Genomic DNA, 24877 nt, shown 5'->3' with positions numbered 1-24877 from the left:
GTCACCAATACCGTTCGGGCCGAGCGATGCCAGGATCGCACTGCGCGGTGTACTCGGCGATATCGGTACCGAGGCGGGTCATGTCGGCATGCCAGCGCCCATCCGGCCGCTTGTCCAGCTCGATCATGCGGCGGTCTTCCAGATAGTCCAGGGCGCGACGCACCTCCAGCTGGGTGGCATCGGGATACAAGGCGTGCGCGATGCTGAGGAGGATCTCCTCGTAAGCACCGTAGGGTGCCGCGTTGTGCAGACCCAACAGCATCACCCAGCGCAGGTTCTCCCGCCGAACTTTGTCCATGTCCAACTTAATGCTCACGTCTTGCTCCTTGGATCTGGATCGACTTGATCTCTGAGTTGATCGCGTCGAGCTTTGCCTCAATGACCGTCTGGCTTCGGATGTGGTCGTCCCTTCGCACGTACTCCCTGGCCAGTTCCGCCCGCAGTCCCAGTAGGTCCAGTTCCTGCTTGCGCCAACCCTCGGCGGCCTTTTCAAACCCAGCCATGCGCTGGTCAATGCTCGCCTTGATCTGGCTGATGCCCCACTTGACCAGCCCCACCAGCGTCCCGAGAAGTGCGAGCACAAGCGAAAGGGCCTGCCACAACTCCAGCGAGATCTTCATTTCGTGGCGTCTCCGCCACTGAGATTGGGTTGTGACATTTTTCTGGCGCCACTGAGCCGCCCCGAGGTCGCGCGATCATCGTTGACCCGCTGCAGCAGCTGCTGCCATGCGGCCTCTCGCACGATCGCGTCGATCGCGCATGGAGTGAGCGTGCCGTCCTGCAGACGGCACATCGGCTGCGGTGGGACCGGGGCCTGCAGCGGATCGGTGAGTGCCGGGGGCAGCTCGACGTAGACCAGGACCGGCCACTCGACCAGTTCAGTGCGGGTCAGCGGTTGCTTCGTCTCCCCACAGCCCGCGAGCAAGAGCAGCGCACACAGGAGTGGTGCGAAGCACGTTGCAGTCTTCATCGGAATCCACCTTCTTGGTCAGGGCCTGCTGGCGCTGTGCCGCCAGGCGTTCGAGTTGAGCGATGCGGTCTGCACGGGAATCCAGTTCGGCGATTGCTGCGCGCTGCTGGGCCAGCTTCGTATCTGCCTCCCGTTTGAGGGCGGCCCGCAATGTGGCAACGGCACCGGCGTTGCCGGCGGCGACATTGCGCGCGGTATCGCGCTCCGCGCTGAGTGCGATGACCTGGTCGGACAAAGCGTTGACCCGATCGACCTGGCTTCCCGCGCCCCACCGGTGGCCCAGCCAGAGCCCCAAGAAAAAGGCGACAACCACCACGGCCAGGGCGAACCGCACCACGACCGGACCCGTAGCAGCACCCACGAGGTGCTTGGCGGTCAGATGCGGGTTCACGCACTCACCGCCTTGCGGGCACGGCGCAGGCGCCACCAAGTGAAGATGCTGGCGCCGGCCAGTGCCATCACGCCGACGGCAATCGCAAGGCGCAGCCAGCTGGGCATGCCGGTGGTGGCCTGCGCCACAGCATTGACTTGTTGGATCGCCGGCAGCACGCCTTGGATGACCGGCTGCAGCTGCTGCGCGGCTTCCACGGCGGCCATCGTGCCGCCCGCTGCGGCTGCAGTAGCGGCTGCCGTGGTGACGGACGCAGGCACGGCAACCAGCGGCTTCGCGCCAGGGTTGACGACGCCGGCCAGGCGCAGACCTTCCTCGATCACGTCCGAGCTGTAAGGCTGCTGGCCGTTCTCGTGGCGAATGATGGCCTCGACCATCGGGCGCATGCGACGGTATTCGTGGGTATTGATGAACTGGGTCGGGGCGACACCGACGGCCCCCGCCACGGCGGCAACGTAGGCGTCGGTGTTGTTCTCGTTCGGCGGCGCCCAGCGATCGATCAGCTGCCGCACGTTGCTGCAGCCGTGCTTGTCCTGGTAGTTGATCAGCAGCAGCGCCATCGCGCGGATACCCCAGGTCGGCGCCGAGAACACTTCGAAGCGCGTTTCCCTGCGCTGCTCCTCGGTCATCTGCTCGCGGGACATGCGCCCCTGCCACTTGTTGGCGGAGATGCGTTCGATGTTGCCCGGATTGTTGTTGCGGATGCCGCGCGTGGTCTTGGTCGTCATGGCCTGCTCCTGAAATAGAAGGGCCGACGGGACACGACGAGGAGCGCCCGTCGACCAGGCGCGCCCCGAACGCACCGAATCGATGGGATGCAGTCTCTATTTCGACAGTGCGCAGGTCATTTGCACGCGTTCCAAGCCTTCCTCGCGCGCGCGAGATAGTGGGCGGGAACGAAGAAGGCCACCCGGAGGTGGCCTTCAATCAGTTCGCCGCATGCAGAGCTGCAGGCTGTTCCATCAATCTCTTCCGCGCGTCTGGATCCAAGTCAACGCCACGCAGCTGCAGGATGCGCTGGAAGGTTCCGTCCGTGTTGAACACCAGCATCACGTGTTTGATCTGTGTGTCGGAACGCCCCGTCCAAACACTGGACTTAGACTGGACGTGCTGCCAGAGATACGCGATTGCTCCGCTTTTGCCCACAGTCGAACTCTGTGGCTCCGCACCGAGCAGCACGACAGCTTCGGCGAGCGTGGTCTTTCCGACTTCCAGCTGAGCCAGGTTGGCAGCATTGAACTCCTGCCCAACCGTCGCCTTTGCAGCGGTCAGTAGCAGCAGAGCGATGGCTGCGAAATACAGCTTCTTCATGGTGACTTTCTCCTTGTCGTCTTCCGGGGTTTAAGGGCAACGGTGGACTCATCCGTAGCGGAACGGACGTCGTGGACGAACCCGTCAATGGTGGACTGCAGCAGGTCCGACTGCCCCAACGCTGCACCGACCAGGATGTCGCGGACGAGCGCCTGGTAGCTCTCGGGAAGGTCCAGGGTCGACGCCTTCTGTGACGCATCCGAAAGCAGCTTCATTCGGCGGCCCAGCTCGACTTCTGCTGGCTGCGCGAACACCGGGCCGCTGCCTGTAGCGAGGAACTCGGCGCGAACGTGTAGTTTTTCCACCAAGCCGCGCATTTCGTCCGACGACAGCTTCTTAACCCGCCCCGAGGTCAGGTTCTTTACGCGATCGATAGGTATGCCAAGCCTTTCAGCCAGGTCGACCTGCCTGAATCCCCCGTCTTCCATGATCTGGCGGATGAGTGAAGAAACCACACGAACCCCTTGCAAGGTGTACTTTTTACACTTAGGATTGTTCCGGAGTCGTCAACGGCCCTTTTACACCCCGGCAATAAGAACCGAAGGATAACCCAATGCGTTCCACTGACCCCGGCCTTGATCTTCACAAACGTGTGCGCGCCGGCTTCGTACTGCAGGGCAAGACCCTGACCGAGTGGTGCCGTGCCAACGGCACCACTGTGACCAACGCGCGTGCCGCATTGCTTGGCACCTGGAACGGCCCGAAGGGCCGCGCAATGCGCAGCCGGATCGTGAAGGCGGCCTGCATCGATCGGGTGCAGGCATGAATGCCCCGGCACAGCAACCCGTGCGGCGGGCATTGCGCCTGATCTTCGCCCTGCAGGGGCACGCCTTCGACGGGCTGCGCCTCAAGCAGTTGGCCGATTCAATCAAGGCAACGCCTTCGACGGTCCTGCGTGACCTGGAGGTACTGGCCGACGAAGGCATCGCAGAGCGCATCGCCGGCCGCGATGAGTACTGGCGCCTTTCCCCCCGACTGATCCAGCTGGCTCGCGCTCACGAACAGGAGCTGGCGCGCGTGCGCCAGCGCCTGGAGGAGACCGAGCAGCGCTATTCCCGCAACCCCAACTGATCGACGAGGACAGCAATGACCAAGAAAGACACCGCAGGCCGCAAGGCAGTCGCACAGGCCGAGGTAGTGGGGCCGGAGTTCATTGGCAAGACCGACGCCAATGACGCGGCACAGATGGAGCAGATGCGTGAGCGCCAGCTCGCGCTGGTTGAACAGTTCGGCGAGGGTCTTGCATGGCACCCGGACCACTACGAAGCGGCGATCCGCCGCGAGCTGCATCGCGGGTGCGAAGCTTTCCTGCGCGCTGGCAGCTACCTGCTGGTGGCTCGCGAGTGCAGCGTCCACGGAGAGTGGGCGGGAATGCTGCAGCGCTTGGGCATGGAACCGCGTCAGGCACAGCGGATGATGGAAGCGGCCCGGCGTGTTGCTGCCTTGCCGAATGCGTCGACGTCGACGCAATTGGTCACCGCGATCAAGAGCGAGAGCAAGCTCATCGAGCTGCTTTCGCTTCCGGAGGAGCAGTTCAAGGAGCTGGCGGAGACCGGTGAGACCGGCGAACTGGAACTCGATGACGTCGGCAACATGTCCGTGCGCGAACTGCGCGAGGCCGTCCGCAACGCTCGTGCTGATATCGAGGCAAAAGACCAACGAATCAGCAAGTTGTCCGATGACCTGAACAGGGAACATGAGAAGACGGCCAAGGCGCAGCGGCGCTGGAAGACCGCCGATGCCGATCAACAGCTGATCATCCTCAAGCAGGCCGTCACCGAGGCCGAGCAGGCCGTCCTGGCCGCGCTGGGCAATGGAAAGGCCGGTCTGATGGCGGCGTTCCGCACACTCGCCACGCACGCCTCCGAGACCGACCAGGACACCGACGCAGCGGTCTTCCTCAGCGACACCATCGGCCGCCTGCTCAATGCGGTGCGCACCGTCCGTGACGACGAGGAGCTGCCGCTCTCCCTGCCGCTGGTACATGACGGCTCGGAGGCCTGAGCATGTCCGCCGAAGCCCTCATCCAAGCGGCGGCCGGCAAACTGCTGGCGGCGCCGCACGGTAGCAAGAGCCGCATCGCGGCCGAGCTGGCCGAGCAGATGGGTTGCTCGGTTCAGACCGCCTACCGTCGCCTGCAGCAGGTGACGGGCGGCATCAAGCCCCGCAAGAAGCGATCGGATGCCGGTGAACTCGCGCTTACCCGCGACGAAGCCGCCGCCATCGCCGCCCTGGTCGAAGAGACCCGGCGCCTTACCGGCACCGGCACCCTGCCGGTCGAGGACGCCGTGGAGATTCTGCGCGCCAATGACCGCATCGAAGCACTGCGCGTCGACAAGACGACCGGCGAGCTGGTGCCGTTGAGCGTGTCCTCAATCTGCCGCGCCATTCGTGCTTACGGCTTCCATCGCGACCAGCTGGCGGCACCGACTCCAGCTGCGCGCCTGGCCTCGCCGCACCCGAACCATCTCTGGCAGATCGACGCCTCGGTGAGCCGCCAGTTCTATCTGGCAGCGAATGGCACCGAGGTGATGGACAAGCGCCGCTTCTATCGCGGCAAGCCGGAGAACTTCACCAAGATCGCTGAGAACCGCCTGTGGCGCTATGCGATCACCGACCACGCGAGCGGTGCGATCGAGCTGTTCTACGTGCTGGGTGCCGAGAGCAGCGCCAATCTGCTGTCGGCCCTGATCCACGCAATGACGCGGCGCGAGATGGGCACGATGCACGGTATCCCGAAGCTGCTGATGATGGACCCCGGCAGTGCGATGGTTGCGGCGACGACGCGCAGCTTCCTGTCGGCCTGCGGCATCGAAGTGATCATCAACGAGGTCGGCAATGCCCGTGCGAAGGGCCAGGTGGAGAACGCGAACTACCTGATCGAGACCCACTTCGAAGCGATGCTCAAGGCCAGGTCGCCGGTCACCAGCCTGGAGGAGATGAACACCCTGGCCCAGCAGTGGGCGCGGGCGTACAACGCAACCCGCATCCACACCCGCACTGGCATGACCAGGCGCGATGGATGGCTGCGCATCACCCCGGACCAGCTGCGCATTGCTCCGGATGTCCAGGTACTGCGGCAGCTGGCTACCAGCACGCCGAAGGCATGCACGGTGCGTGACTGCATCATCCGCTTCCGTGGCAAGCAGTACGACGTGCGTGGCATTCCGGGCCTCATCAACGGCCAGCGCGTGGACGTGGTGGTCAACGCACTGGAGCCGGACAACAGCGTGCGTGTGCTGATGCCGGGCGAACAGGACAGTGCGCCGATTCACTTCGTTGCACCGCGCCTGCAGCATGACGACTGGGGCTTCCTCGATACCGCTGCCCAGGTTGGCACTGAGTATCGGGGCGCGCCCGAGACGCCGGCGGACGCGGCGCGAAAGGAACTGGATCGCCTGGCGATGGAGGTCAAGAGCGACGCCGAGGCGATCGCCGCGCGCAAGGCCCGCCGCGTGCCGTTCGGCGGCAAGGTCGACCCGATGAAGCACATTCGCGAGGCGAATGTCGCTCCCAGCCTGCCGCGATCGGGAACCCTGGCCGAGCTGGACGCGCCCCAGGTGCTGGCAGCTCAGCGCATCGAGCCCGAGGTCGTCCGGGCCGAGTTGCCCCCGCTCAACCACGTTGAGGCCGCCATGCGCCTCAAGCCGCTGGTCGAGCGGTCGGGCAATACCTGGTCACCGGAAATGTATGCACGCACCAGCCAGCGCTGGCCCGAGGGTCTGCCGGTGCATGAGGTCGAGGCCTGGGCGATCGCCCTGGTCGAACCCGAGCGTGGCGGCCTGCGCGTCATCAACGGAGGTGCCGCGTGACGCTGCGTCTGAAATCGATCCTCGCCCGCGCCGGCATCAAGCAGGGGACGTTGGCAAAGGCAGTGTCCCTCAGCCGCCCGGCCCTGAATGCCTTGATTAACCACGGCGTGCTGCCGACTGGCTGCGACCAGCCCCGAGTCCGCTCCGCCATCTCTGTGTTCCTGCTGGAAAGCGGCGCCCCGGCCGTCGACTGGCACCTGGAGGAGGAGCCGGCGTGCGCTAACACGCCGGCCCCGGTTTCCCCACCGCAAGACCCCGATACCGCTACCGAAATCAACGACGAGGAAGACCCTATGCTACTGCGATACCAGGCACTGACCCCACAGGCCCGTAGGCACTTCGGCCTGCCAGGCAACCCTTTCGCCGACCCCGCCAGCCACGACGAGGTCTTCCTGTCCCCGGATATCCGGTACGTGCGCGAGAGCATGTATCAGATCGCCCGCAACGGCGGTTTCGCTGCCGTGATCGGTGAGAGCGGTGCAGGCAAGTCGACCCTGCGCGAAGACATGGTCGATCGCATCCAGCGCGAGGAGCAGGCAGTCATCGTGATCCAGCCCTATGTGCTGGCCAGCGAGGGCAGCGACAGTGTCGGCAAGACCCTTCGCAGCCACCACATCGCCGAGGCGATCATGGCAGCGGTGTCGCCGCTGGCCAAGCCAAAGAGCAGCCCGGAGGCCCGCTTCCGCCAGCTGCACGAAAGCCTGCGCGATAGCGCCCGCGCTGGCCACAGCCACGTGCTGGTGATCGAAGAGGCGCACAGCCTGCCGTTGCCGACGCTCAAGCACCTCAAGCGCTTCCGTGAACTGAAGGACGGCCTGCGCCCGCTGCTGTCGGTGATCCTGATCGGCCAGCCCGAGCTGGGCGACAAGCTCTCCGAACACAACCCGGAAGTGCGGGAGGTCGTGCAACGCATTGAAATCATGCACCTGCCGGCGCTCGACGGTGAGCTGGAGAACTACCTCGCGCACCGCTTCCGCCAGCTGAGCGTGCCGCTGGAAAAGATCATGGATCGCTCTGCGATCGAGGCGCTGCGGGTGAAGCTGGTGCCGCCACGGGGTACCGGAACGCTGCTGTATCCGTTGGCGGTCCAGAACACCCTGGCAGCAGCCATGAACCGTGCGGCCAACCTGGGCGTGCCGACCGTCACCGCCGACGTGGTCCGGGGGGTCTGAGCATGGCGATCGCTTCCACCACCGAAGGCACGCAGTACCTGCGCGGGTTTGCTGTCCAGGTGCTGCGGGATGCGGAGCTGCCTCATCGCCAGGTGACGGTCATGCACCGCGACATCTTCCGCCGCGCAGGCATTGAGTGGCTGGACGGCCAGAGCATGGACACCTGTCTGGCCGGCCTGTCCCAGCAGCAGCTGCGCGCCCTTATCGATCAGCTCCGCGATGACGACCAGGACGAGGAGGAATGATGGCTGTGCCCACCCTAAAGCGCTGCCTTGGCCAGGTGCGGAATCGCCAGCGCCACAGCGCTAAGCATCCTCAGCGGAGGAAGGCCATTGGGGCGCTGGTGCATGCACCCCTGTTCCCAACCGCGTCGCGTGTGGGATCGGTCCAGGTCCAGGATCCTGAGACCAAGCGCGATTACACGGTCGAGGTCTGGATTCACAGCGGTGTGATGGTGATTTCGCACGCCACCGACAAACGCTGGTTGTTGGAACTGGACGAGATCCTCGACCTGGCCATCGCTGCCGGCATCGATAGGGGGGCCGACTGACATGCAGCTGGCCCTGCTACCGCAAGAGCTGTCCCCCGAGGCGGTGCTGGCGGAGCTGCAGGGCCGCCGTGGTGCCGTCAACGGCATCACCGCCCGCGACCTGGTGCACGCCGTCACGCAGCGCTTCAACACCGCCGACGAGCGGCGGCTGCGCCAGATCATCGAGAAGCTGCGTCGCGATGGGCACCCCATCTGCGCCCACCCAGCGAACGGCTACCACCTAGCCGCCAGCGCGGAAGAACTGGACCGGTGCTGCGAGTACCTGACCGGTCGCGCCATGACCTCCCTGCAGCAGGTGTGCGCCATGAAGCGCGTAGCCCTGCCGGATCTGTACGGACAACTCGGGCTGACCAAGCCCATCACCGACGAGGACACCAACGATGAACGTTGATCGTAGCTCTGACATGCTTTTCGCTGCCGCCAACACCGCGCGCGAACTGGAAAACGCCGGCATCGACGTGCTGGCCCACTACAGCAACGGGCGCCGCCCGGTGCTGATCATCACCCAGCCGCCGGCCGAGATTGAAGGCCACCTCAAGCGCTGGAGCCCCAATGGCAGTGGCGGCCGCGATCGCGTGCTGGCGGCGGAGTACCAGGGCCTGCAGCTGGAATGGACCGAGCGTCCGCCGGTGGTCGTCACCATCCGTTCCAGGCGCGACACCTTCGAAAGCCGCGAGGTGGTGCTGTGACTGCGCCGAGCATCCGTCTGCAGGCGGCCTTCGCCTCCGTGCTGGGCACCAACATCCTCGATTCTCGCACGCTGATCGACGGCGTCATGGCCCACGGTTTTGAGTACCGCGGCTACGTGCAGCACGCCCTGACCAAAGCAGTCCAATGCGGCATGGTCGAGCATGTCGGCGGCCGACTGGCCCGGCGCTATCGCCTGAACCAGGACTGGAAGATCGACCCGAAACAGTTGGCCGCCGCCCAGGCTCAGCACGCAAAGATGGCCAGCAGCGCGCCGAAGCGCTGCGATGGCGAGCGTCGCACACAGGGCGCTCAGCAGTACGTCGGCCCGGCGATCAACGAAGGACCGCTGCTGCCTTCGGTCGGCACGCCATGCTTGTCGCAGGAGGAGCGCGAGGGCGAGCTGCCGCCGTACCTGGGTGGGCGCATCGTGGATTCCCTGCATTCGCACTTTGACCGAATCCTCGGCGGGGTGGAGTGATGGCTCGCACTGGCCGCCAGCGATACGACCACCTGCGGGCCATGCGGTTTGCCCTGTGGGCCAAGGCGCAGGACCAGCGCTCCCTGACGCCGCTGCGCATCGCGCGTCTGCTCGGCATTTCCCTCGACGCTGCTCGCCGATGGCGAGCCGACTGGTTCACAGCTGTAAGCCCCGTCCATGTCGAGGGCATCCCCGAGCAGCTTCGCCCCATGTATCTGCATACCGATTCCGCCGTCCAAGGAGGCACCCAATGACCACCAGCACCATTCCCGAAGGCTATCGCGAGGATCGCAAGGGCCGTCTCGTTCAGGAGAATCAGATCGCGGCGATCGACCTTGCGCGCGACCAGCTGGTCGCTGAACTGATCAGCGGCGCCAAGAAGCTGCATCAGCAGATGGCCGAGTTCCGGGGTACTGCCTTCGGCGATATCGCCGCGTTCGTGCAGCTGAGCGCCGAGCAGTACGGCGCCAGCATTGGCGGCGACAAGGGCAACGTGACCCTGATGAGCTATGACGGCCGCTACAAGATCGTCCGTGCGGTCCAGGATTCGATCCAGTTCGATGAGCGCCTGCAGGCGGCCAAGGCACTGATCGATGAGTGCCTCAACGACTGGACCGAGGGCTCCCGGGCTGAGCTGCGCACCCTGGTGAACAACGCCTTCCGTGTCGACAACGACGGCAGTATCAAAACCGGCGAAGTGCTGTCCCTGCGCCGGCTGAAGTTCGACGATCCGCGCTGGACGCAGGCGATGGCGGCGATCAGCGATGCAGTGACCGTGGTGGGCAGCAAGACCTATGTGCGCTTCTACGAGCGCGATGCACAGGGGCAGTACCAGCCCATCAGCCTGGATATCGCGGCGGTGAAGCATGTCTAACCATGCCCTCCACGACGCCTGCTACCTGGCGGTGCTGGCCAGCGACATTGCCGATGCCACCGTGCGTTCCGAGGTCGAGCTGTTCGCCTACGAGCAGCGCGACGAGAACGGCCATCCGATGTTCGACACGCGTCAGGGCGCCAATTCCCCGGCGGACCTGCAGCGCGTCAACAACGCGATCGCCTACATCGAGCGTCGCGGCGTCGACGCGTTCCCCTGGGCTATGAAACGGCGAATCGACGCGCCGACCCTGGTCCAGTTCTTCGACAAGGAGCATTCCGATGAACGGTGAACAGCGACTTGCCACGTACTGCCCCAGCTGCGGCGTCGCCGCGCTGTTCGCGAGTCTCGCCACGGTCGAAAACGATCCTGAGCAGCTGGTGCTGTATGTGATCTGCCAGGAGCAGGATGGCGGCTGTGGCATCGAGTACTCCTTCATCGAGCGCCTGCAGGCGCCGGGGGTGGCGGCGTGATCGCCTACTGCTGGGCCACCGGCCTGATCGAGTTCGGCGAACACCTGCCGGAGAACGCAATCCTCGTTGCCAGCGGCGAAGCCGCGCAGCTGCGCAAGGTCGTCAGCGCCCGCGCCCGCCACGGTCAGGGCGAGAGCCAGGGCTGCCTGCTGGTGCCCGGTGTCCCCGAAGCGGTCGACCAGGCCGCGAAGGGTGACGCACTCGGCCACTGGCTCGCATGGTGCGCCCAGGTGCCGAAGGGCCTGCGCTGGGGCGGGATGGCCGCAGCTCCGGCACGCCGCGATCCGCTGACCAGGAAGACCCAGGTCATCGCAGTGGTCCGGGACGGCGGCCGGATCGTCGTCGGCGCCCGACCGGGCATCCGCCGGTTGCTCGATTCGCTGGGCGAGGAGGTTCCCGCCTGGCAGACCGCCCTTACTGCCGCCCAGGCCCAACTGTTGAAGGAGAAGAACTGATGTCTGCGCAAACCACTGCCTGCAAGCAGGTGAAGCGATACAAGATCGAACAGGACTGGGGCGATGCGTGGGTGATCCTGGAGATTGACCACGCCCAGCTGACCCCGGAGGTGGCCACTCAGATCAACGCATTCTGGACGGGGGCAGACGCTCGCTTGGCCGGTGCCGACGACGACGCTGTCGTCGCGGTGATCAAGATGGCCGCAGCCGACTTCATCGGTATGGTCCTGGACGCTCGGGGCGACCTCACGTCGCGTGGCATGCAGCAGGAGTTCGATGATCAGGAAGGCTGGCCTACTGCGCACGGCGTGAAGCTGGTCGCTTGGGATGGCCGACCGGATCTCGACTCCACTCTTCTGCAGCTGACCGAGCTGGGGGCCTGATCGATGTTCATGCGGAACGTCACGATGTTCCAGTTCTCGCCGGTGATCGACTGGTCGCAGGTGGAGAAGCTGCTACCGCTGTCCCAGCTGCAGCCGGTAGGGCCGCTGGAACTGTCGTCGCGCGGGTTCATTTCTCCGTATGGGCGTGAGAGCGGTGCGGCGTTGTCGCACCGCTCCGGTGCGTTCCTCTGGCTGGCGATCGGTACCGAGACCAAGATCATTCCGGACGCGAGCGTCAATGAAATGCTGGAGACCCGGCTGCAGGCGCTGGAAGCGCAGGGCCGGCGTCCAGGTGGCCGCGAGCGGCGCCGCATGAAGGACGACCTGCTGCATGAGCTGCTGCCCCGCGCCCTGGTCAAGTCGGCCCGCGTGGACATGTTCGTGGATACCCAGCGGGGCATTGCGTTTGTCGACACCGGCAGCAGCACGGCCGCGAGCGACGCCGTCTCAGAAGTCAGGGGCCTGCTCGGGAGCTTCCCGGCCAATAGGCTCCGCGCTGCGGTCGCCCCCCGTTCCGTGCTGACAGGCTGGGTAGCTGGCGAGCAGCTCCCGGTCGGCCTGTCCTTGGGCGAGGAATGTGAGCTACGCGACCCGGTTGAAGGCGGTGCCACGATCCGCTGCCAGCACCAAGAACTACGCTGCGATGAGGTGGAAAAGCACCTTGAGGCAGGCAAGCAGGTCTATCGGCTGGCTTTGATCATGGAGGACACCCTGTCCTTCGTGATCAGCGACGACCTGGTCATCCGGAAACTCAAGTTCCTCGACGGCGCCTTTGACTCTTTGGCGGAACTGGCCGAGGACGAGCAACGGCAGGAACTGGACGCCCGCTTCGCACTGCAGACCGGCCAGCTCAGCAGGCTGTTCGACGTCCTGCAGCTCACGTTCCAACTGGAAGGGGAGGCCTGAACAATGGCCCGCAGCCGTCCGCCAACCGATCGCCGCAAGCGCACCTTGGCGGCCATCCATGCCGCCGCCAAGGCGCTCGGCTTGGCCGAGGACGTGTACCGCGACCTGGTGCAGCGCGTGTCCGGCCAGAGCGGCCAGCCGCACCGTAGCGCTGGCAGCTGCGACCAGCGCCAGCTGGACGCGATCGCCAATGAGCTGCGCCGCCTGGGCGGCATGCCGGCGCGCGCGGCCCGTGCCGCAGAGCGCTGGGCCGGGCGTCCCAAGGGCGATCTGGCTCCTCAGCTGGCCAAGGTTGAGGCACTCCTCGCCGACGCCGGCCGGCCTTGGGCCTACGCCCACAGCCTGGCATTGCGCATGTGCAAGGTCACCCGCATCGAGTGGTGCAACAAGGAGCAGCTGCAGAAGGTGATTGCCGCTCTCCAGTACGATGCGAACCGTCGCGCACATGCTGTACCGAAGGACGTCCCATGAGCAGGAACCTGATGGAAGCGCGCCGCAGTGAGCTTTTGGCCGATGCCGCCGCCCAGGCGGCTGACGTCGCCAGGGAGCTGGGGCTCGACCAGGACCGCGCCGACCAGGTAGGAGCAGCGGTTGCTGACAGGCTGGCCGAGAACTGGTCCGGCCAGGTGCTTTCGTTCCCCAAGAATCACGCCTTCAAGCTGAGCCAGCGAGAGCGTGAGATACTGGCCGCCCACCGCGACGGGGCCTCCTACGCGGAGTTGGCCAGGAAGTACGACATGACTGAACGTGGCATCCGTAAGCTGCTCCGACGCGCCGAGCTGCGCGATCGCGACCTCCGCCAGATGGGGCTTTTCGCCCCCTGAGCCAATTGCACGTAGTGCAATCTCTTTGCGAGGCGGGCTTTCAACTTCCGCCATCTTCCGGGGTCTTCCGGCTAGATATCGCAGCCTCCCCCCTGATATATCTCACCCCTGCACACTCATGAACATGTTGCTGCCTGCACATTCTATCGGCACCGGCGCAGGCGCCGGCCGCCGCGGAGATTCCACATGAACGATGACCGTGCCGGGCGTCGCTTGCCGATCATCCATCGGATCACCGATGAGGAGAACGGCCCCTTCCAGCGGCAGCATCTGGACCTGGAGTTCTCCAACGGCGAACGCCGCCGGTTCGAACGTCTGGTCAGCCGAGGTCATGGCGCAGTGGTGGTGGTGCCGATGCTCGACGACGAGACCGTACTGCTGGTACGTGAATACGCTGCCGGCATGCACCGCTATGAACTGGGGTTGGTCAAGGGGCGGATCGATGCCGGCGAGACCCCCGAGCAGGCCGCCGACCGCGAGCTGAAGGAAGAGGCCGGTTTCGGCGCGCGCCGGGTCGATGTGCTGCGCGCGATGACCCTGGCCCCGACCTACATGAGCCACCAGTCGTGGCTGGTGGTGGCACGCGACCTGTACCCGGAAAAGCTGGCCGGCGACGAGCCGGAAGAACTGGAAGTCATCCCGTGGAAGCTGGCCGAGCTGGACCAGCTGATGCTGCGCGAGGACTTTTCCGAGGGGCGCTCGCTGGCGGCACTGTTCATCGCCCGCCAGTGGCTGCAGGGACTGCGATGATCAAGCTGACCACGGACCTGCGCGAGACCGCCATCGCCATCGCCCAGGACGCCGGACGGGCCATCATGCAGGTCTATGCCGATGGCTTCGATGTACAGATCAAGGACGACAGCAGCCCTGTCACCAGTGCCGACCTGGCGGCCAACCAGGTCATTGAACAGGGCCTGCAGCAGCTGACCCCGGACCTGCCAATCCTGTCCGAAGAATCGGCACAGGTGGCCTGGGAGCAGCGCCGCCACTGGGGCGCGTACTGGCTGGTCGATCCGCTCGACGGCACCCGTGAATTCGTCAAGCGCAACGGCGAGTTCAGTGTCAACATCGCGCTGATCTACCAGGGCGCACCGGCCTTCGGCGTGGTGCTGGCCCCGGTGACCGGCATCGTCTGGCATGCCATGCGCGGCGAGCTGGCCTATCGCCGGCAGGGCCTGCACGACACCGTGCTGCGCACCCGCACGCCGGCCACCGCACCGCTGCGGGTTGCTGCCAGCCGCTCGCACCGCTCACCGGAAACCGAGGCCCTGCTGGCAAGGATGGGCCGCATCGAGACCATCGCGCAGGGCTCGTCGCTGAAGTTCTGCCGGATCGCCGAAGGTGGCCTGGATGTCTATCCGCGGCTGGGCCCGACCTCCGAATGGGATACCGCCGCTGGCCAGTGCGTGCTGCACGCCGCCGGCGGCGCGGTGCTGTCGGCCGCGACCGGCAAGCCGTTCCGTTACAACCGCCGCGAAACCCTGTTGAACGGCGATTTCATTGCCCTTGGTGACACCAGCCTGCCATGGCGCGACTGGTTGTCCGACTGACCCTGGAGGCCGCATGAGCGCGCACGACACTCCCACCACCGGCAGCGCCGCCACCCATGAGCTGGAGCGCCTGCTGGCGATCATGGCGCGCCTGCGCGACCCGCAGGGCGGCTGCCCTTGGGACCTGGAGCAGAACTTCGCAACCATCGCGCCATATACCATCGAGGAAGCCTACGAAGTGGCCGATGCGATCGATCGCGGCGATCTCGATGATCTTTGCGATGAACTGGGCGATCTGCTGCTACAGGTGGTGTTCCATGCGCGCATGGCCGAAGAGCAGGGCAGCTTCGCCTTCGCAGACGTGGCCCGCGCGATCAGCGACAAGATGCAGCGCCGCCACCCGCACGTGTTCGCCGAGGTGAGCGTCGACGATGCCCACGGCGTGACGCGCAACTGGGAGGCGATCAAGCGTGCCGAGCGTGCGGCCAAGGGCGAGCAGGACACCTCCGCACTGGCCGGCATCTCGCGCGGCTTGCCGGAGTGGCAACGTGCGGTGAAGCTGCAGTCGCGCGCGGCCAAGGTCGGTTTCGACTGGCCAGGTCCGCTGCCGGTGCTGGACAAGGCGGCCGAGGAACTGCAGGAGCTGCGCGAGGAGTTCGAGCGCGGCGATATCGCCGGCAACAAGGCGCGCCTGCAGGAAGAGCTGGGTGACCTGCTGTTCGTCTGCGCCAACCTGGCCCGCCATGCCGACATCGACCTGGGTGCGGCGCTGCGCGGGGCCAACCACAAGTTCGAACGTCGCTTCCGTGCGATGGAAGCGCAGGCCGACGCGCAGGGGGAAGCGCTGGCCGCGATGGACCTGGAGGCGCAGGAAGCGCTGTGGCAGCAAGCCAAGGCAGCGGAGAAAGCGTGAAGACACTCGGCCTGTTCCTGCTGACCGCGCTGGCCGAGATCGTCGGCTGCTATCTGCCGTGGCTGTGGCTGCGCAAGGGCGGCAGCATCTGGCTGCTGCTGCCGGCGGCCGCCAGCCTGGCGCTGTTCGCCTGGCTGCTGACCCTGCACCCGACCGCCAGTGGGCGGGTCTATGCCGCCTACGGTGGGGTCTACATCGGCACGGCGCTGTTCTGGTTGTGGCTGGTCGACGGCATCCGTCCCAGCCGGTGGGACCTGTTCGGTGCCGCCCTGTGCCTGGCCGGCATGGCAGTGATCATGTTCGGTCCGCGCACCTCATCGGTGTAGGGCCGAGCCATGCTCGGCCGCTCTTCCTTCCCACTGCGCCGGCGCGCGCAAGCCGAGCATGGCTCGATGCTGCAAGGGCAGCGATGGTGCATGATGGTGGCGGCCCTGGTTCCCGGAGCACGCGCATGTCCCGCTTCGCCAGCTTCCGCGAGTTCTATCCGTTCTATCTCAGCGAGCACCGCCACCCGGTTTCGCGGCGGCTGCACTTCATCGGCAGCTGCGGCGTGCTGGTGCTGGTCATGGCAGCGGGCCTGCGCGGGCAGCCGATGCTGTTGCTCGCTGCGCTGGCCTGCGGCTATGGATTCGCCTGGGTCGGCCATTTCTTCTTCGAGAAGAACCGTCCGGCCACCTTCCAGCATCCGCTGTACTCGTTCATGGGCGACTGGGTGATGTTCGCCGACATCCTGCGCGGGCGCGTGCCCTGGTAGTTCCGCTGTGAATGTGGCCTTCACGCGCTATGCTGGGGCCTGGACGTCACAGATAAGGAAAGCGAGATGTTCCCGACCATGTTCTTTACCGTGGTACTGGCCTTCGTGGCCGTGGTCATCCTGTTCAAAGCGGTACGGATGGTGCCCCAGGGCTTCGAATGGACCGTCGAGCGCTTCGGGCGCTACACGCACACCATGACGCCGGGCCTGCATTTCCTGATCCCGATCGTGTACGGGGTGGGGCGCAAGGTGAACATGATGGAGCAGGTGCTGGATGTGCCCAGCCAGGAGGTGATCACCAAGGACAACGCCGCCGTGCGCGTGGACGGCGTGGTGTTCTTCCAGGTCCTGGACGCTGCCAAGGCCGCTTATGAGGTCGCGAATCTGGAAGTGGCAATGATCGCCCTGGTGCAGACCAACATCCGTACCGTGATCGGCTCGATGGACCTGGATGAATCGCTCAGCCAGCGCGAGGTGATCAATGCCCAGCTGCTGAGCGTGGTCGACCATGCCACCAATCCCTGGGGCGTGAAGGTCAACCGCATCGAGATCCGCGACATCCAGCCGCCGCGCGACCTGCTGGATGCGATGGCGCGGCAGATGAAGGCTGAGCGCGAGAAGCGCGCGCAGATCCTCGAGGCAGAGGGTTCGCGCCAGTCGGAGATCCTGCGCGCCGATGGCGAAAAGCAGGCTACCGTGCTGGAGGCTGAGGGCCGTCGCGAAGCCGCGTTCCGCGATGCGGAGGCCCGCGAGCGCCTGGCCGAGGCCGAAGCCAAGGCGACCCAGATGGTGTCGGCGGCGATTGCCGAAGGTGACGTGCAGGCGATCAACTACTTCGTCGCCCAGAAGTACGTCGAGGCGTTCAAGGAACTGGCCAGCTCGCCGAACCAGAAGCTGGTGCTGATGCCGATGGAGGCCAGCGGCGTGATCGGTTCGATCGCTGGCGTGGCCGAACTGGCCAAGCAGGCACTGGGCGACCAGACCACCAAGGCCGCAGGCAAGCGGCCACCGCCGATCGGAGGCTGACATGCGCTGGGAAGTCGTCGGTTGGGGCGCGTTGGCGCTGCTGCTGTTCGCGGCAGAGGCGTTGGCACCCGGGGCGTTCATGCTGTGGATCGGCATTGGCGCAGCGGCCGTGTTCGTCCTGGTTGCGGTGTTCAGCGGCATTCCGTTGCTGTGGCAGGTCGTTGCCTTCGTCGTGCTGAGCGTGGTCTCGATCCAGTGCTACCGGCGCTGGGGCAGGAAAAGGGCGCGGCCCAGCGATGCGCCGTTGCTCAACCGCCGTGCCGAGCAGCTGGTCGGTCGGGTGGTGCCCTTGCAGCAGGGCATCGTCAGCGGGCAGGGCCGGGTCAGCATCGATGACGCGTCCTGGCCGGTGAGCGGCCCGGAGCTGCCGGCGGGTACGTGGGTACGGGTGCTGGCGGTACAGGGCAGCACGCTGCAGGTTGAGGCTGCGGGCCGCTCCTTGTGGAGCCGGGCCTCTTCGTGCGGGCGTCGCGTGGGCTCGGCTCCGGCGCTGCGCTGCGGCGCGACCTGTGGGTGACCGATCTGGGATAATGGGGGTTCTTGTTTCCTCTGCTGCCGGACCCGGTCATGACCCAGAAGACGCTGCTCAACGATACCCACCGCGCCCTTGGCGCCAAGATGGTCGATTTCGGGGGTTGGGACATGCCCATCCACTACGGCTCGCAGCTCGACGAGCACCACCTGGTGCGCCGTGAGTCCGGTGTGTTCGACGTCAGCCACATGACCGTGGTCGATCTGCGCGGTGAGCAGGTCAAGCCGTTCCTGCGCCGCCTGCTGGCCAACTCGATCGACAAGCTGAAGGTCACCGGCAAGGCACTGTACTCGTGCATGCTGAATCCCCGTGGCGGCGTCATCGACGACCTGATCGTCTACTACCTGGGCGACGACTTCTTCCGCATGGTGGTCAATGCCTCGACCCGCGAAAAGGATCTGGCCTGGCTGCGTGAGCAGGCCGCACCGTTCGGCGTGTCCGTCGAGCAGCGTCCGGACCTGGCCATCCTGGCCGTGCAGGGGCCGCAGGCGCGCGACATCGTCATCAGCCTGGCCCGCGAAGCCGACCGCGCCGCGCTGACCAAGCTGGGCCGCTTCGCCGCCCTGCAGGTGCAGTCCGACGATGGCGTCGAGCTGTTTGTCGCCCGCACCGGCTACACCGGCGAAGACGGCTTCGAAATCCTGCTGCCGCAGGATGCCGTGGTCGCGTTCTGGAACCGCCTGCTGGCGGCAGGCGTGAAGCCGGCAGGCCTCGGCGCGCGCGACACGCTGCGCCTGGAAGCCGGCATGAACCTGTACGGCCAGGACATGGACGAAGAGATCAGCCCATATGAGGCAGCATTGGCCTGGACCGTGTCGCTGGACGAAGGCCGCGACTTCATCGGCCGCGGCGCGCTGGAAGCGCAGAAGGCTGCCGGCACCGCGCGCCAGATGATCGGCCTGGTGATGGACGAAAAGGGCGTGCTGCGCCACGGCCAGGCAGTGACGACGGCCGGCGGCGAGGGCGAGATCCTGTCCGGCACCTTCTCGCCGACGCTGGCCAAGGGCATCGCCTTCGCCCGCGTGCCGGCCGGTGAACTCGGCCAGGTCACCGTCGACATCCGCGGCCGGCAGGTGCCGGTACGCGTGGTCAAGTTCCCGTTCGTGCGCGAAGGCCAGGCCCAGCCCGGCGTGCTCGCCGACGCCTGATCCGAACGTGCCGGTCGTCACTGACAGCAGTGACGGCCGGTTGGTTACACTAGCCCCGTTTTTTCCACCCCCTGCATATCTCTGGAGCAGTCCCATGAGCGAGATCCCCGGCGACCTCAAGTTCCTCAAGTCCCATGAGTGGGCCCGTGTCGAAGGCAATGGCCGCGTCACCGTCGGTATTTCCGACCACGCCCAGGGCCTGCTGGGTGACCTGGTCTACGTCGAACTGCCCGAAGTCGGCGCCGAGGCCAAGGCCGGCGAACAGATCGCCGTTGTCGAGTCGGTGAAGGCCGCCTCGGACGTCTACAGCCCGATCAGCGGCAAGGTCGTCGAGGTCAACTCAGCCCTGTCCGACAAGCCGGAAACCATCAACGAAGATGCCTACGGCGAAGGCTGGATGTTCGTGGTCGAACTGGCCAACGCCGAAGAGGTCAACGATCTGCTGGATCCGGACGCGTACGCCGAAGTCCTGGAGAGCGACGACCACTGAGTCGCGCTTGCGGATTCTGAAACGGCCACCTTCGGGTGGCCGTTTTCGTTTTGGCGAGTGCGTCGGACTCATGACGGCCGGTTCGCTTGGCACCCTCGGCGTGGCATCAGCGGACTGACAATCGGTGCCGATCGGCGTGCGCAGTTTTGCGCAAATCCGCGTTTCCGCCCCGCGCCGACGTACTCGGATGTGAAAACTTTTTGCCCCCCGTTGCGGCGCCGTTGTGCTGGCGTTGGTGCCAGCGGCAGCCGGTGCTGGCGATGTGTGCACGCAGTGGCCACCGACGTGCATGCATCTGCGCAGAGTGCTTATTTCAAGTACTTTTTGTTCAACGCTTGCATGGTTGTTGCTGCAGGCAGCATGCGTGCGTGGCGCTTCGGCGGTCGTCGAGCGCGGAGCGTGGCGACCGTGCAGGCACCACCATGGATGGCGCGGATGTGAAAATTTTTCGCGGGGGTTGTTGACAGTAAAAAAAACCGTGATTAGGTTTCGCCTCAGCAGACCTTGCCTGCCCAACCGAGTGCGCAGAATCAATCGTCCGATGCGAAGCAGCCCCTTCAAGACCACCGCGACCCTGATGACGGTGGACATGGCCCCGCTTCCCCCGGAGAAATGCAAGGCAACTCCCGTTCCGATGCCCGCTCCGCCGATCGAGGCTGGCATTGCCGCATCCGTAACGGCGCGCCTGACGCGCCGGCGGTCCCCGCACGCAGCATCCGCGGGTTTGATCCACCTGGGCGTTTCAACTCCCTATCACTGACGAGGAGCCATCCCATGGCAACCAAGAAAGCTGCGAAGAAAAAGCCCGCCGCCAAGAAAGCGGTGAAGAAGGTCGCGAAGAAGGCCGCTGCCAAGAAGGCAGTGAAGAAGGTCGCGAAGAAGGCGACTGCCAAGAAGGCGGTGAAGAAGGCTGCGAAGAAGGTCGCCAAGAAGGCCACTGCGAAGAAGGCAGTGAAGAAGGCGGCGAAGAAGGTCGCCAAGAAGTCCACTGCCAAGAAGGCCACCAAGAAGGTAGCCAAGAAGGCCACCAAGAAGACTGCCAAGAAGGCAACGGCCCGCAAGCCGGCCAAGAAGGTCGCGAAGAAGGCAACTGCCAAGAAGGCCGTCAAGAAGACCGCCAAGAAGGCAGTGAAGAAGACCGCGAAGAAGGCCACCAAGAAGGCTGCCCCGAAGAAGGCAGCGAAGAAGGTTGCCAAGCGCAAGCCGGCCGCCCGCAAGAAGAAGGCCGCTCCGGTCGCTCTGCCGGCAACCCCGGCACCGCTGATCTAAGTACTTCCCGATAGCCGCATCCTGAAACCCCTTCCCTGGCTGCCCAGCGGGGAGGGGGTTTTTTTATGGGGCCATTGCCAGCACCGAGCCATGGCCGACTGCCTTTCTGACGTTTGACGCGCTGCATCTGTGGAGCAGGGGCCTGTCTTCCGAGCTGGCCGGGCATGGCCAGGTCCTACAAAACAACAAAAAGGGCGGCCCCCAGGCCGCCCTTGATGCTCACGGTCGAGCCCGCCGGATCAGCGCGGGGAAGCCACCGCGCGGTTGCTCGAGGCGCCCTTGCCCTTGCGCTTGTCCTGCTGCTGCGCAGGGCTGCTGCCCTCGGCCATCAGGTTGTCGCTTCCGAAGTCGGTGTCCACGTCCAGCCAGCGCTGCGCCGGCAGGCCGAGCGCGGAGTCGAGCACGGTCGGCAGCAGGCCGCTGGGCAGGCTGCTTTCGCCGTTCCACATGATGGCGATGCCCAGATCGCGTTCCGGCACCAGCGCGACCAGGCCGCGGTAACCCTGTACGGCACCGGCATGGAACACCACGTCGTGGCCGGCGTAGTCGAAGGTGCGCCAGCCCAGGGCATAGCCCGCCGAATGCAGGCGCTCACGGCGCCAGCCTGAACGCATCTCGCCGGGGGTGCTGATCAGGCTCGAATGCAGCGTGGCCAGCAGCGGTGCGGGCAGCACGTCGGGGCGGTGGCCGGTGTGGGCGAGCAGCCACTGCGCCATGTCGCTGGCACTGGCATTGACGCCGGCCGCCGGGGCGACCCGGTAGTAGGTCGGCTTCGGCGTCAGCGAGACCCAGCCGTTGCGGCTGCGCACGTGCGGACGCGCCCAGCGCGAGCTGGCCTGGATGCCGGCCAGGCCGAGGCTGGCATCGTTCATGCCCAGCGGCTTGAAGATACGGCGCTCGACCGACTGTTCGTAGAAGCTGCCGGAGGCCGCGTAGACGACATCGCCGATCAGGCTGAAGGCCACGTTCTGGTAGGCATAGCACTCGCCCGGCAGGCACTTCAGGCTGGTGTTGGCCAGTTTCTGGGTCAACGCGTAGTACTCGGCGTTGCCTTCGATGTCGCGGTCGTAGGCGTTGTACGGCAGGCCGACGCGATGGCTGAGCACGTCGGCCACGGTCAGGCGATCAGTGGCTTCCGGCGAGTTCAGGCGGAAACCCGGCACGTAGTCGGTGACCTTGCTGTCCCAGCGCAGCGTGCCGTCGTTGACCAGCAGGCCGGCCATGGTGCCGGCGAAGGCCTTGGACAGCGAGGCCAGGCGGAACACGGTGTGCGCATCAACTGGCAGCGGATTGTTGACGTCGGTGACGCCATAGCCGCGCGCGCTGAGGATACGGCCGCCCTGAACGATCGCCACCGCCATGCCCGGCACGCGTTCGCCATAGGTGAGCTGCTGCGCCATCGATTCGATGTTGGCGACGTTGAAGCCGGGCGCCGGGGCCTGCACGCGGGGCACCAGGCCGGTGCGGTAGGCCGCCGGCTGGGTGTGGGCGACGGTGGGACCCGCAGCAGTTTCGATGTTGGTCGGCATCGGCGGCAACGCCGGCGGGGTCTGCGCGGTGGTGGACAAGGCAACGGGCATCAACATGCCCAGCAAACCGGTGGCCGCCGATCGGATCGGACGACGCAGGCTGTTCTTTTTCATCGGTTGGACCCGTGCGCGACTGCTGATGGCGATTCTAGCGCCGCTTTTCCCCTGTGCACAAACAAAGCGAAGATGAATGCGCATCTCGTTGAAAAAGTTGGCATTTCGACGCTCTGGAAGTGTGTCCGAACGTGTCGTTCCTGCCTCTCATGCCACTACGTTGCGGCCATCGGTGCGCGCGTCACGCTGGCGATGTTGCAGTGCATTGGCTAACGTACGCGCTTCACCGCCCCGGAGCCTGCCATGCCGCTGTCCAACCGCCGTCTTCTGGCGAGGGACGCCGCGTGAGCGCGGTGAAGGGCAAGGGGCCGCTGCGTGGGCTGACGGCGGCACTGCGTGAGTCGCCGGCGCTGTGGTGGTCGTTCCTGTACTTCTTCTGCCTGCTCAGCGGCTACTACGTGCTGCGCCCGGTGCGTGAGGCGATGGCTGCCTCGGCGGACCTGGAAACGGTGTTCCCGCCAGTGCTGATCGCCTGGTTCGCCGGCCACGGCATTGCGTTGAAGGACTTTGTCCTGCAGTTCCTGTTTTCCTGCGTGTTCGTGATCATGCTGGTGCTGCAGCCGGTGTACGGCTGGCTGGTCAGCCGCTTCCCGCGGCGGGTGTTCCTGCCGGCGGTGTATGGGTTCTTCATCGTCACCCTGCTGGGCTTCTACGTACTGTTCGATAGCGGTGTGCCGGGCCGCGGCATGGCGTTCTTTTTCTGGATCACTGTCTTCAACCTGTTCGCGGTGGCGGTGTTCTGGAGCTTCATGGCCGATGTGTTTTCCAACGCGCAGGCACGTGCTTTCTACGGTTACATCGGCGCGGCTGGCACCGTCGGTGCCTTCCTCGGTCCGATCATCACCAGTGCGCTGGTGCAGCGCGTGGGTATCGCCAACCTGATGCTGGTCTCTGCGGGATTCCTGGTCGTCTGCCTGTTGTGCATCTGGCGGCTGCGGCACTGGGCGGTGCTGCGCGAACGCGAGCAGCAACTGGTGTCCGGCGAGAAGCCAATGGGCGGCAGCGTGCTGGATGGCTTGAAACTGATCGTGCGTGAACCTCTGCTGCGCTGGCTGGCGATCATGGTGGTGTTCGGTGTGGGCGTGGGCACCCTGCTGTACAACCAGCAGGCCAGCATCGTGCGTGAGGCATTCAACGATGCAGGCGCTGCTACGGCCTTCTTCTCGCGTATCGACCTGGCGGTGAACGCACTGGCGCTGCTGATGCAGCTCGCCCTGACCCGCTGGCTGCTGTCCCGGCATGGCATTGCGCCGGCGCTGCTGATTCCTGGTTTCGCGATCCTGATCGGCTTCTCGGTGCTGGCGGCCTCGCCGATGCCGCTGATGGTCGCGGTGGCGCAGGTGATGACCCGCGCCAGTGAATTCGCGCTGGCCAAGCCGGCGCGCGAAACCATCTACACCCGCGTGGACCGCCAGTGGCGCTATAAGGCCGGCGCAGCGATCGACACGGTGGTCTACCGGGGCGCGGACCTGAGCTTTGCGTGGCTGCACAAGGGGCTGTCCCTGTTCGGCTCGCACGTGGTGTTCATGGGTGGCGTGGCGGTGGCCGGCTTCATGACCCTGGCCGCGTTCGGCGTGCTGCGCGAAGAAAAGAAACTGCCGCGCGACCGCTGACGCGGCCCAATCTTCCCGAGGAGAGAAACGATGTCGCTGATCGCGCTGCTGCTGACCGTGCTGGTCGCGGTGCTGCACCTGTACTTCCTGGTGCTGGAGATGTTCCTGTGGACCCGCCCGCTGGGCCTGAAGACCTTCCGCAACACGCCGGAGAAGGCAGAGATCACGCGCGTGCTGGCGGCCAACCAGGGCCTGTACAACGGCTTCCTGGCGGCGGGCATCGTAGGGGGGCTGGTGATCGATCAGCCAGTGCTGGTGACGTTCTCGCTGGCCTGCGTGGTGGTGGCCGGGTGCTATGGCGCCTACAGCGTGAGCCGCCGCATTTTCATGATCCAGGCGGTGCCTGCGATCCTGGCGTTGGTTCTTCGCGCGGTGGCGTAGTTTCCAGCCAACGGCGCAGCCCCTCGTGGGTTGGTCGCGTAGAGCTTCTCATGGGGTTGGCCGGGCGGGTTGGGTTCGCGGGGGACGCCGCAAGTACGTCCCTGTAGGCTTGGCCGCGGCATCCATGCCGCGGACACCCCCGCGAACCCAACCCGCCCGGCCTCAGACAGGTTCCGTGCGCGGCCAGCCCACGGAGAAGAAAAAAGAAGATCAAGAGCAACAGCGGGTCGCTGCGCTCGTGGATTCTGCGTGCATGGAAAAAAGCGGCCGATGGGTCGCTTTTGCTTTTGCTCTTCTTTCTCTCTTCCGTGGGGGACGCCGCAGAGATC

At 65.6% G+C, this 24877-nt stretch carries 37 protein-coding genes and 1 pseudogene; 31 read left to right on the top strand and 7 right to left on the bottom strand.

The genetic code is table 11. From position 1 onward, the window contains the following. Position 1: 1 nt before the first annotated feature. The 6 genes from AC5P7R_RS14190 to AC5P7R_RS14165 form a co-directional block, all read right to left on the bottom strand. On the bottom strand, positions 2-316 hold the full coding sequence (locus AC5P7R_RS14190) for a DUF4423 domain-containing protein (protein WP_225792080.1): 315 nt from the start codon (positions 314-316) through the stop codon (positions 2-4). After that, entirely contained in the window at positions 306-620 is a 315-nt protein-coding gene (locus tag AC5P7R_RS14185) for a hypothetical protein (RefSeq protein WP_046428354.1), read from the bottom strand. The genes AC5P7R_RS14190 and AC5P7R_RS14185 overlap by 11 nt, the downstream gene beginning before the upstream one ends. 258 nt (positions 621-878) lie before the next feature. Continuing rightward, on the bottom strand, positions 879-1361 hold the full coding sequence (locus tag AC5P7R_RS14180; RefSeq protein ID WP_125430068.1) for a hypothetical protein: 483 nt from the start codon (positions 1359-1361) through the stop codon (positions 879-881). Further along, positions 1358-2089, bottom strand: a complete 732-nt coding sequence (locus AC5P7R_RS14175) for a hypothetical protein (protein WP_125430065.1) — start codon at positions 2087-2089, stop codon at positions 1358-1360. The genes AC5P7R_RS14180 and AC5P7R_RS14175 overlap by 4 nt, the downstream gene beginning before the upstream one ends. Positions 2090-2288: 199 nt before the next feature. Further along, positions 2289-2672 (bottom strand): hypothetical protein, encoded by a 384-nt coding sequence (locus AC5P7R_RS14170; RefSeq protein ID WP_125430062.1) that lies wholly within the window; start codon positions 2670-2672, stop codon positions 2289-2291. Continuing rightward, positions 2669-3127, bottom strand: a complete 459-nt coding sequence (locus AC5P7R_RS14165; RefSeq protein ID WP_125430059.1) for a helix-turn-helix domain-containing protein — start codon at positions 3125-3127, stop codon at positions 2669-2671. Before AC5P7R_RS14165 ends, AC5P7R_RS14170 begins: the two co-directional genes overlap by 4 nt. A 98-nt stretch (positions 3128-3225) precedes the next feature. Here AC5P7R_RS14165 and AC5P7R_RS14160 point away from each other — a divergent pair, with 98 nt between their 5' ends. The 29 genes and pseudogenes from AC5P7R_RS14160 to AC5P7R_RS14020 all read left to right on the top strand — a co-directional run bounded on the left by AC5P7R_RS14160 (position 3226) and on the right by AC5P7R_RS14020 (position 20911). Next, positions 3226-3438 (top strand): helix-turn-helix domain-containing protein, encoded by a 213-nt coding sequence (locus AC5P7R_RS14160; RefSeq protein WP_046428369.1) that lies wholly within the window; start codon positions 3226-3228, stop codon positions 3436-3438. Further along, a complete protein-coding gene (locus AC5P7R_RS14155; protein ID WP_032960500.1) occupies positions 3435-3743 on the top strand; it encodes a helix-turn-helix domain-containing protein in 309 nt (102 codons plus the stop codon). The genes AC5P7R_RS14160 and AC5P7R_RS14155 overlap by 4 nt, the downstream gene beginning before the upstream one ends. 15 nt (positions 3744-3758) lie before the next feature. Then, positions 3759-4676 carry a hypothetical protein gene (locus AC5P7R_RS14150; RefSeq protein WP_125430056.1) on the top strand — a complete coding sequence of 306 codons (918 nt, stop codon included), beginning with the start codon at positions 3759-3761 and terminating at the stop codon, positions 4674-4676. 2 nt (positions 4677-4678) lie between these two features. Continuing rightward, entirely contained in the window at positions 4679-6484 is a 1806-nt protein-coding gene (locus tag AC5P7R_RS14145; RefSeq protein WP_125430053.1) for a TnsB C-terminal domain-containing protein, read from the top strand. After that, positions 6481-7656, top strand: a complete 1176-nt coding sequence (locus AC5P7R_RS14140; protein WP_125430050.1) for an ExeA family protein — start codon at positions 6481-6483, stop codon at positions 7654-7656. The genes AC5P7R_RS14145 and AC5P7R_RS14140 overlap by 4 nt, the downstream gene beginning before the upstream one ends. A gap of 2 nt (positions 7657-7658) precedes the next feature. Next, a complete protein-coding gene (locus tag AC5P7R_RS14135; RefSeq protein WP_105609247.1) occupies positions 7659-7901 on the top strand; it encodes a hypothetical protein in 243 nt (80 codons plus the stop codon). Further along, positions 7901-8206 (top strand): hypothetical protein, encoded by a 306-nt coding sequence (locus tag AC5P7R_RS14130; RefSeq protein WP_125430046.1) that lies wholly within the window; start codon positions 7901-7903, stop codon positions 8204-8206. Before AC5P7R_RS14135 ends, AC5P7R_RS14130 begins: the two co-directional genes overlap by 1 nt. A 1-nt stretch (position 8207) precedes the next feature. Beyond that, the gene (locus AC5P7R_RS14125) at positions 8208-8597 is read left to right on the top strand and encodes a hypothetical protein (RefSeq protein WP_050483564.1); all 390 of its coding nucleotides are present in this window, start codon (positions 8208-8210) and stop codon (positions 8595-8597) included. Next, the gene (locus AC5P7R_RS14120) at positions 8587-8895 is read left to right on the top strand and encodes a Kil protein family (protein WP_125430043.1); all 309 of its coding nucleotides are present in this window, start codon (positions 8587-8589) and stop codon (positions 8893-8895) included. Before AC5P7R_RS14125 ends, AC5P7R_RS14120 begins: the two co-directional genes overlap by 11 nt. Next, positions 8892-9374: a hypothetical protein gene (locus tag AC5P7R_RS14115; RefSeq protein WP_495213949.1), complete on the top strand. Its 483-nt coding sequence runs from the start codon at positions 8892-8894 to the stop codon at positions 9372-9374. Before AC5P7R_RS14120 ends, AC5P7R_RS14115 begins: the two co-directional genes overlap by 4 nt. After that, positions 9374-9628: a hypothetical protein gene (locus AC5P7R_RS14110; RefSeq protein WP_088431784.1), complete on the top strand. Its 255-nt coding sequence runs from the start codon at positions 9374-9376 to the stop codon at positions 9626-9628. The genes AC5P7R_RS14115 and AC5P7R_RS14110 overlap by 1 nt, the downstream gene beginning before the upstream one ends. After that, positions 9625-10248 carry a DUF3164 family protein gene (locus AC5P7R_RS14105; protein WP_088431786.1) on the top strand — a complete coding sequence of 208 codons (624 nt, stop codon included), beginning with the start codon at positions 9625-9627 and terminating at the stop codon, positions 10246-10248. The genes AC5P7R_RS14110 and AC5P7R_RS14105 overlap by 4 nt, the downstream gene beginning before the upstream one ends. Continuing rightward, positions 10241-10540, top strand: coding sequence for a hypothetical protein (locus AC5P7R_RS14100; protein ID WP_088610854.1), 300 nt, complete (start codon positions 10241-10243; stop codon positions 10538-10540). Before AC5P7R_RS14105 ends, AC5P7R_RS14100 begins: the two co-directional genes overlap by 8 nt. Then, complete coding sequence (locus AC5P7R_RS14095) at positions 10530-10721, top strand: hypothetical protein (RefSeq protein ID WP_088610855.1); 192 nt, start codon at positions 10530-10532, stop codon at positions 10719-10721. Before AC5P7R_RS14100 ends, AC5P7R_RS14095 begins: the two co-directional genes overlap by 11 nt. After that, the gene (locus AC5P7R_RS14090; RefSeq protein ID WP_125430037.1) at positions 10718-11176 is read left to right on the top strand and encodes a hypothetical protein; all 459 of its coding nucleotides are present in this window, start codon (positions 10718-10720) and stop codon (positions 11174-11176) included. The genes AC5P7R_RS14095 and AC5P7R_RS14090 overlap by 4 nt, the downstream gene beginning before the upstream one ends. Further along, entirely contained in the window at positions 11176-11559 is a 384-nt protein-coding gene (locus AC5P7R_RS14085) for a DUF2528 family protein (protein WP_088610857.1), read from the top strand. Before AC5P7R_RS14090 ends, AC5P7R_RS14085 begins: the two co-directional genes overlap by 1 nt. Positions 11560-11562: 3 nt before the next feature. Then, positions 11563-12465, top strand: a complete 903-nt coding sequence (locus tag AC5P7R_RS14080) for a recombination-associated protein RdgC (RefSeq protein ID WP_125430034.1) — start codon at positions 11563-11565, stop codon at positions 12463-12465. Between the two features lie 3 nt (positions 12466-12468). Further along, entirely contained in the window at positions 12469-12936 is a 468-nt protein-coding gene (locus tag AC5P7R_RS14075) for a regulatory protein GemA (protein WP_088610859.1), read from the top strand. Continuing rightward, on the top strand, positions 12933-13289 hold the full coding sequence (locus AC5P7R_RS14070; RefSeq protein ID WP_088431800.1) for a Mor transcription activator family protein: 357 nt from the start codon (positions 12933-12935) through the stop codon (positions 13287-13289). The genes AC5P7R_RS14075 and AC5P7R_RS14070 overlap by 4 nt, the downstream gene beginning before the upstream one ends. Positions 13290-13475: 186 nt before the next feature. Further along, positions 13476-14039 carry an ADP compounds hydrolase NudE gene (gene nudE / locus AC5P7R_RS14065; RefSeq protein ID WP_019660090.1) on the top strand — a complete coding sequence of 188 codons (564 nt, stop codon included), beginning with the start codon at positions 13476-13478 and terminating at the stop codon, positions 14037-14039. Then, on the top strand, positions 14036-14839 hold the full coding sequence (cysQ, locus tag AC5P7R_RS14060) for a 3'(2'),5'-bisphosphate nucleotidase CysQ (RefSeq protein ID WP_021203306.1): 804 nt from the start codon (positions 14036-14038) through the stop codon (positions 14837-14839). Before nudE ends, cysQ begins: the two co-directional genes overlap by 4 nt. 13 nt (positions 14840-14852) lie before the next feature. Then, positions 14853-15692, top strand: coding sequence for a nucleoside triphosphate pyrophosphohydrolase (mazG, locus tag AC5P7R_RS14055; RefSeq protein WP_111102081.1), 840 nt, complete (start codon positions 14853-14855; stop codon positions 15690-15692). Next, a complete protein-coding gene (locus tag AC5P7R_RS14050) occupies positions 15689-16018 on the top strand; it encodes a YnfA family protein (RefSeq protein ID WP_010482716.1) in 330 nt (109 codons plus the stop codon). The genes mazG and AC5P7R_RS14050 overlap by 4 nt, the downstream gene beginning before the upstream one ends. A gap of 125 nt (positions 16019-16143) precedes the next feature. Then, positions 16144-16446: an Mpo1-like protein gene (locus tag AC5P7R_RS14045; RefSeq protein WP_019660087.1), complete on the top strand. Its 303-nt coding sequence runs from the start codon at positions 16144-16146 to the stop codon at positions 16444-16446. Positions 16447-16512: 66 nt separating this feature from the next. Next, on the top strand, positions 16513-17472 hold the full coding sequence (locus AC5P7R_RS14040) for an SPFH domain-containing protein (RefSeq protein WP_019660086.1): 960 nt from the start codon (positions 16513-16515) through the stop codon (positions 17470-17472). A gap of 1 nt (position 17473) precedes the next feature. Beyond that, a pseudogene (locus AC5P7R_RS14035) lies at positions 17474-17905 on the top strand (NfeD family protein); the annotation flags it as partial. Positions 17906-18039: 134 nt separating this feature from the next. Beyond that, the gene (gcvT, locus tag AC5P7R_RS14030; RefSeq protein WP_227852384.1) at positions 18040-19152 is read left to right on the top strand and encodes a glycine cleavage system aminomethyltransferase GcvT; all 1113 of its coding nucleotides are present in this window, start codon (positions 18040-18042) and stop codon (positions 19150-19152) included. Positions 19153-19246: 94 nt separating this feature from the next. Then, positions 19247-19642, top strand: a complete 396-nt coding sequence (gene gcvH, locus AC5P7R_RS14025) for a glycine cleavage system protein GcvH (RefSeq protein WP_019660083.1) — start codon at positions 19247-19249, stop codon at positions 19640-19642. A gap of 774 nt (positions 19643-20416) precedes the next feature. Next, the gene (locus tag AC5P7R_RS14020) at positions 20417-20911 is read left to right on the top strand and encodes a hypothetical protein (RefSeq protein ID WP_019660082.1); all 495 of its coding nucleotides are present in this window, start codon (positions 20417-20419) and stop codon (positions 20909-20911) included. 239 nt (positions 20912-21150) lie between these two features. Here the strand turns inward: AC5P7R_RS14020 and AC5P7R_RS14015 are convergent, their stop codons facing one another. Beyond that, positions 21151-22554: a serine hydrolase domain-containing protein gene (locus AC5P7R_RS14015; RefSeq protein WP_019660081.1), complete on the bottom strand. Its 1404-nt coding sequence runs from the start codon at positions 22552-22554 to the stop codon at positions 21151-21153. A gap of 284 nt (positions 22555-22838) precedes the next feature. Here AC5P7R_RS14015 and AC5P7R_RS14010 point away from each other — a divergent pair, with 284 nt between their 5' ends. Then, positions 22839-24167: an NTP/NDP exchange transporter gene (locus tag AC5P7R_RS14010; RefSeq protein ID WP_227854419.1), complete on the top strand. Its 1329-nt coding sequence runs from the start codon at positions 22839-22841 to the stop codon at positions 24165-24167. Positions 24168-24197: 30 nt separating this feature from the next. Continuing rightward, positions 24198-24548, top strand: a complete 351-nt coding sequence (locus AC5P7R_RS14005; protein ID WP_111098948.1) for a DUF1304 domain-containing protein — start codon at positions 24198-24200, stop codon at positions 24546-24548. Positions 24549-24877: the final 329 nt, after the last annotated feature.

This window comes from Stenotrophomonas sp. YJH_SMC_27 (assembly GCF_059369815.1).
The sequence above is the reverse complement of the archived record's forward strand: the minus strand, read 5'-3'. Positions and strand labels throughout refer to the sequence as shown.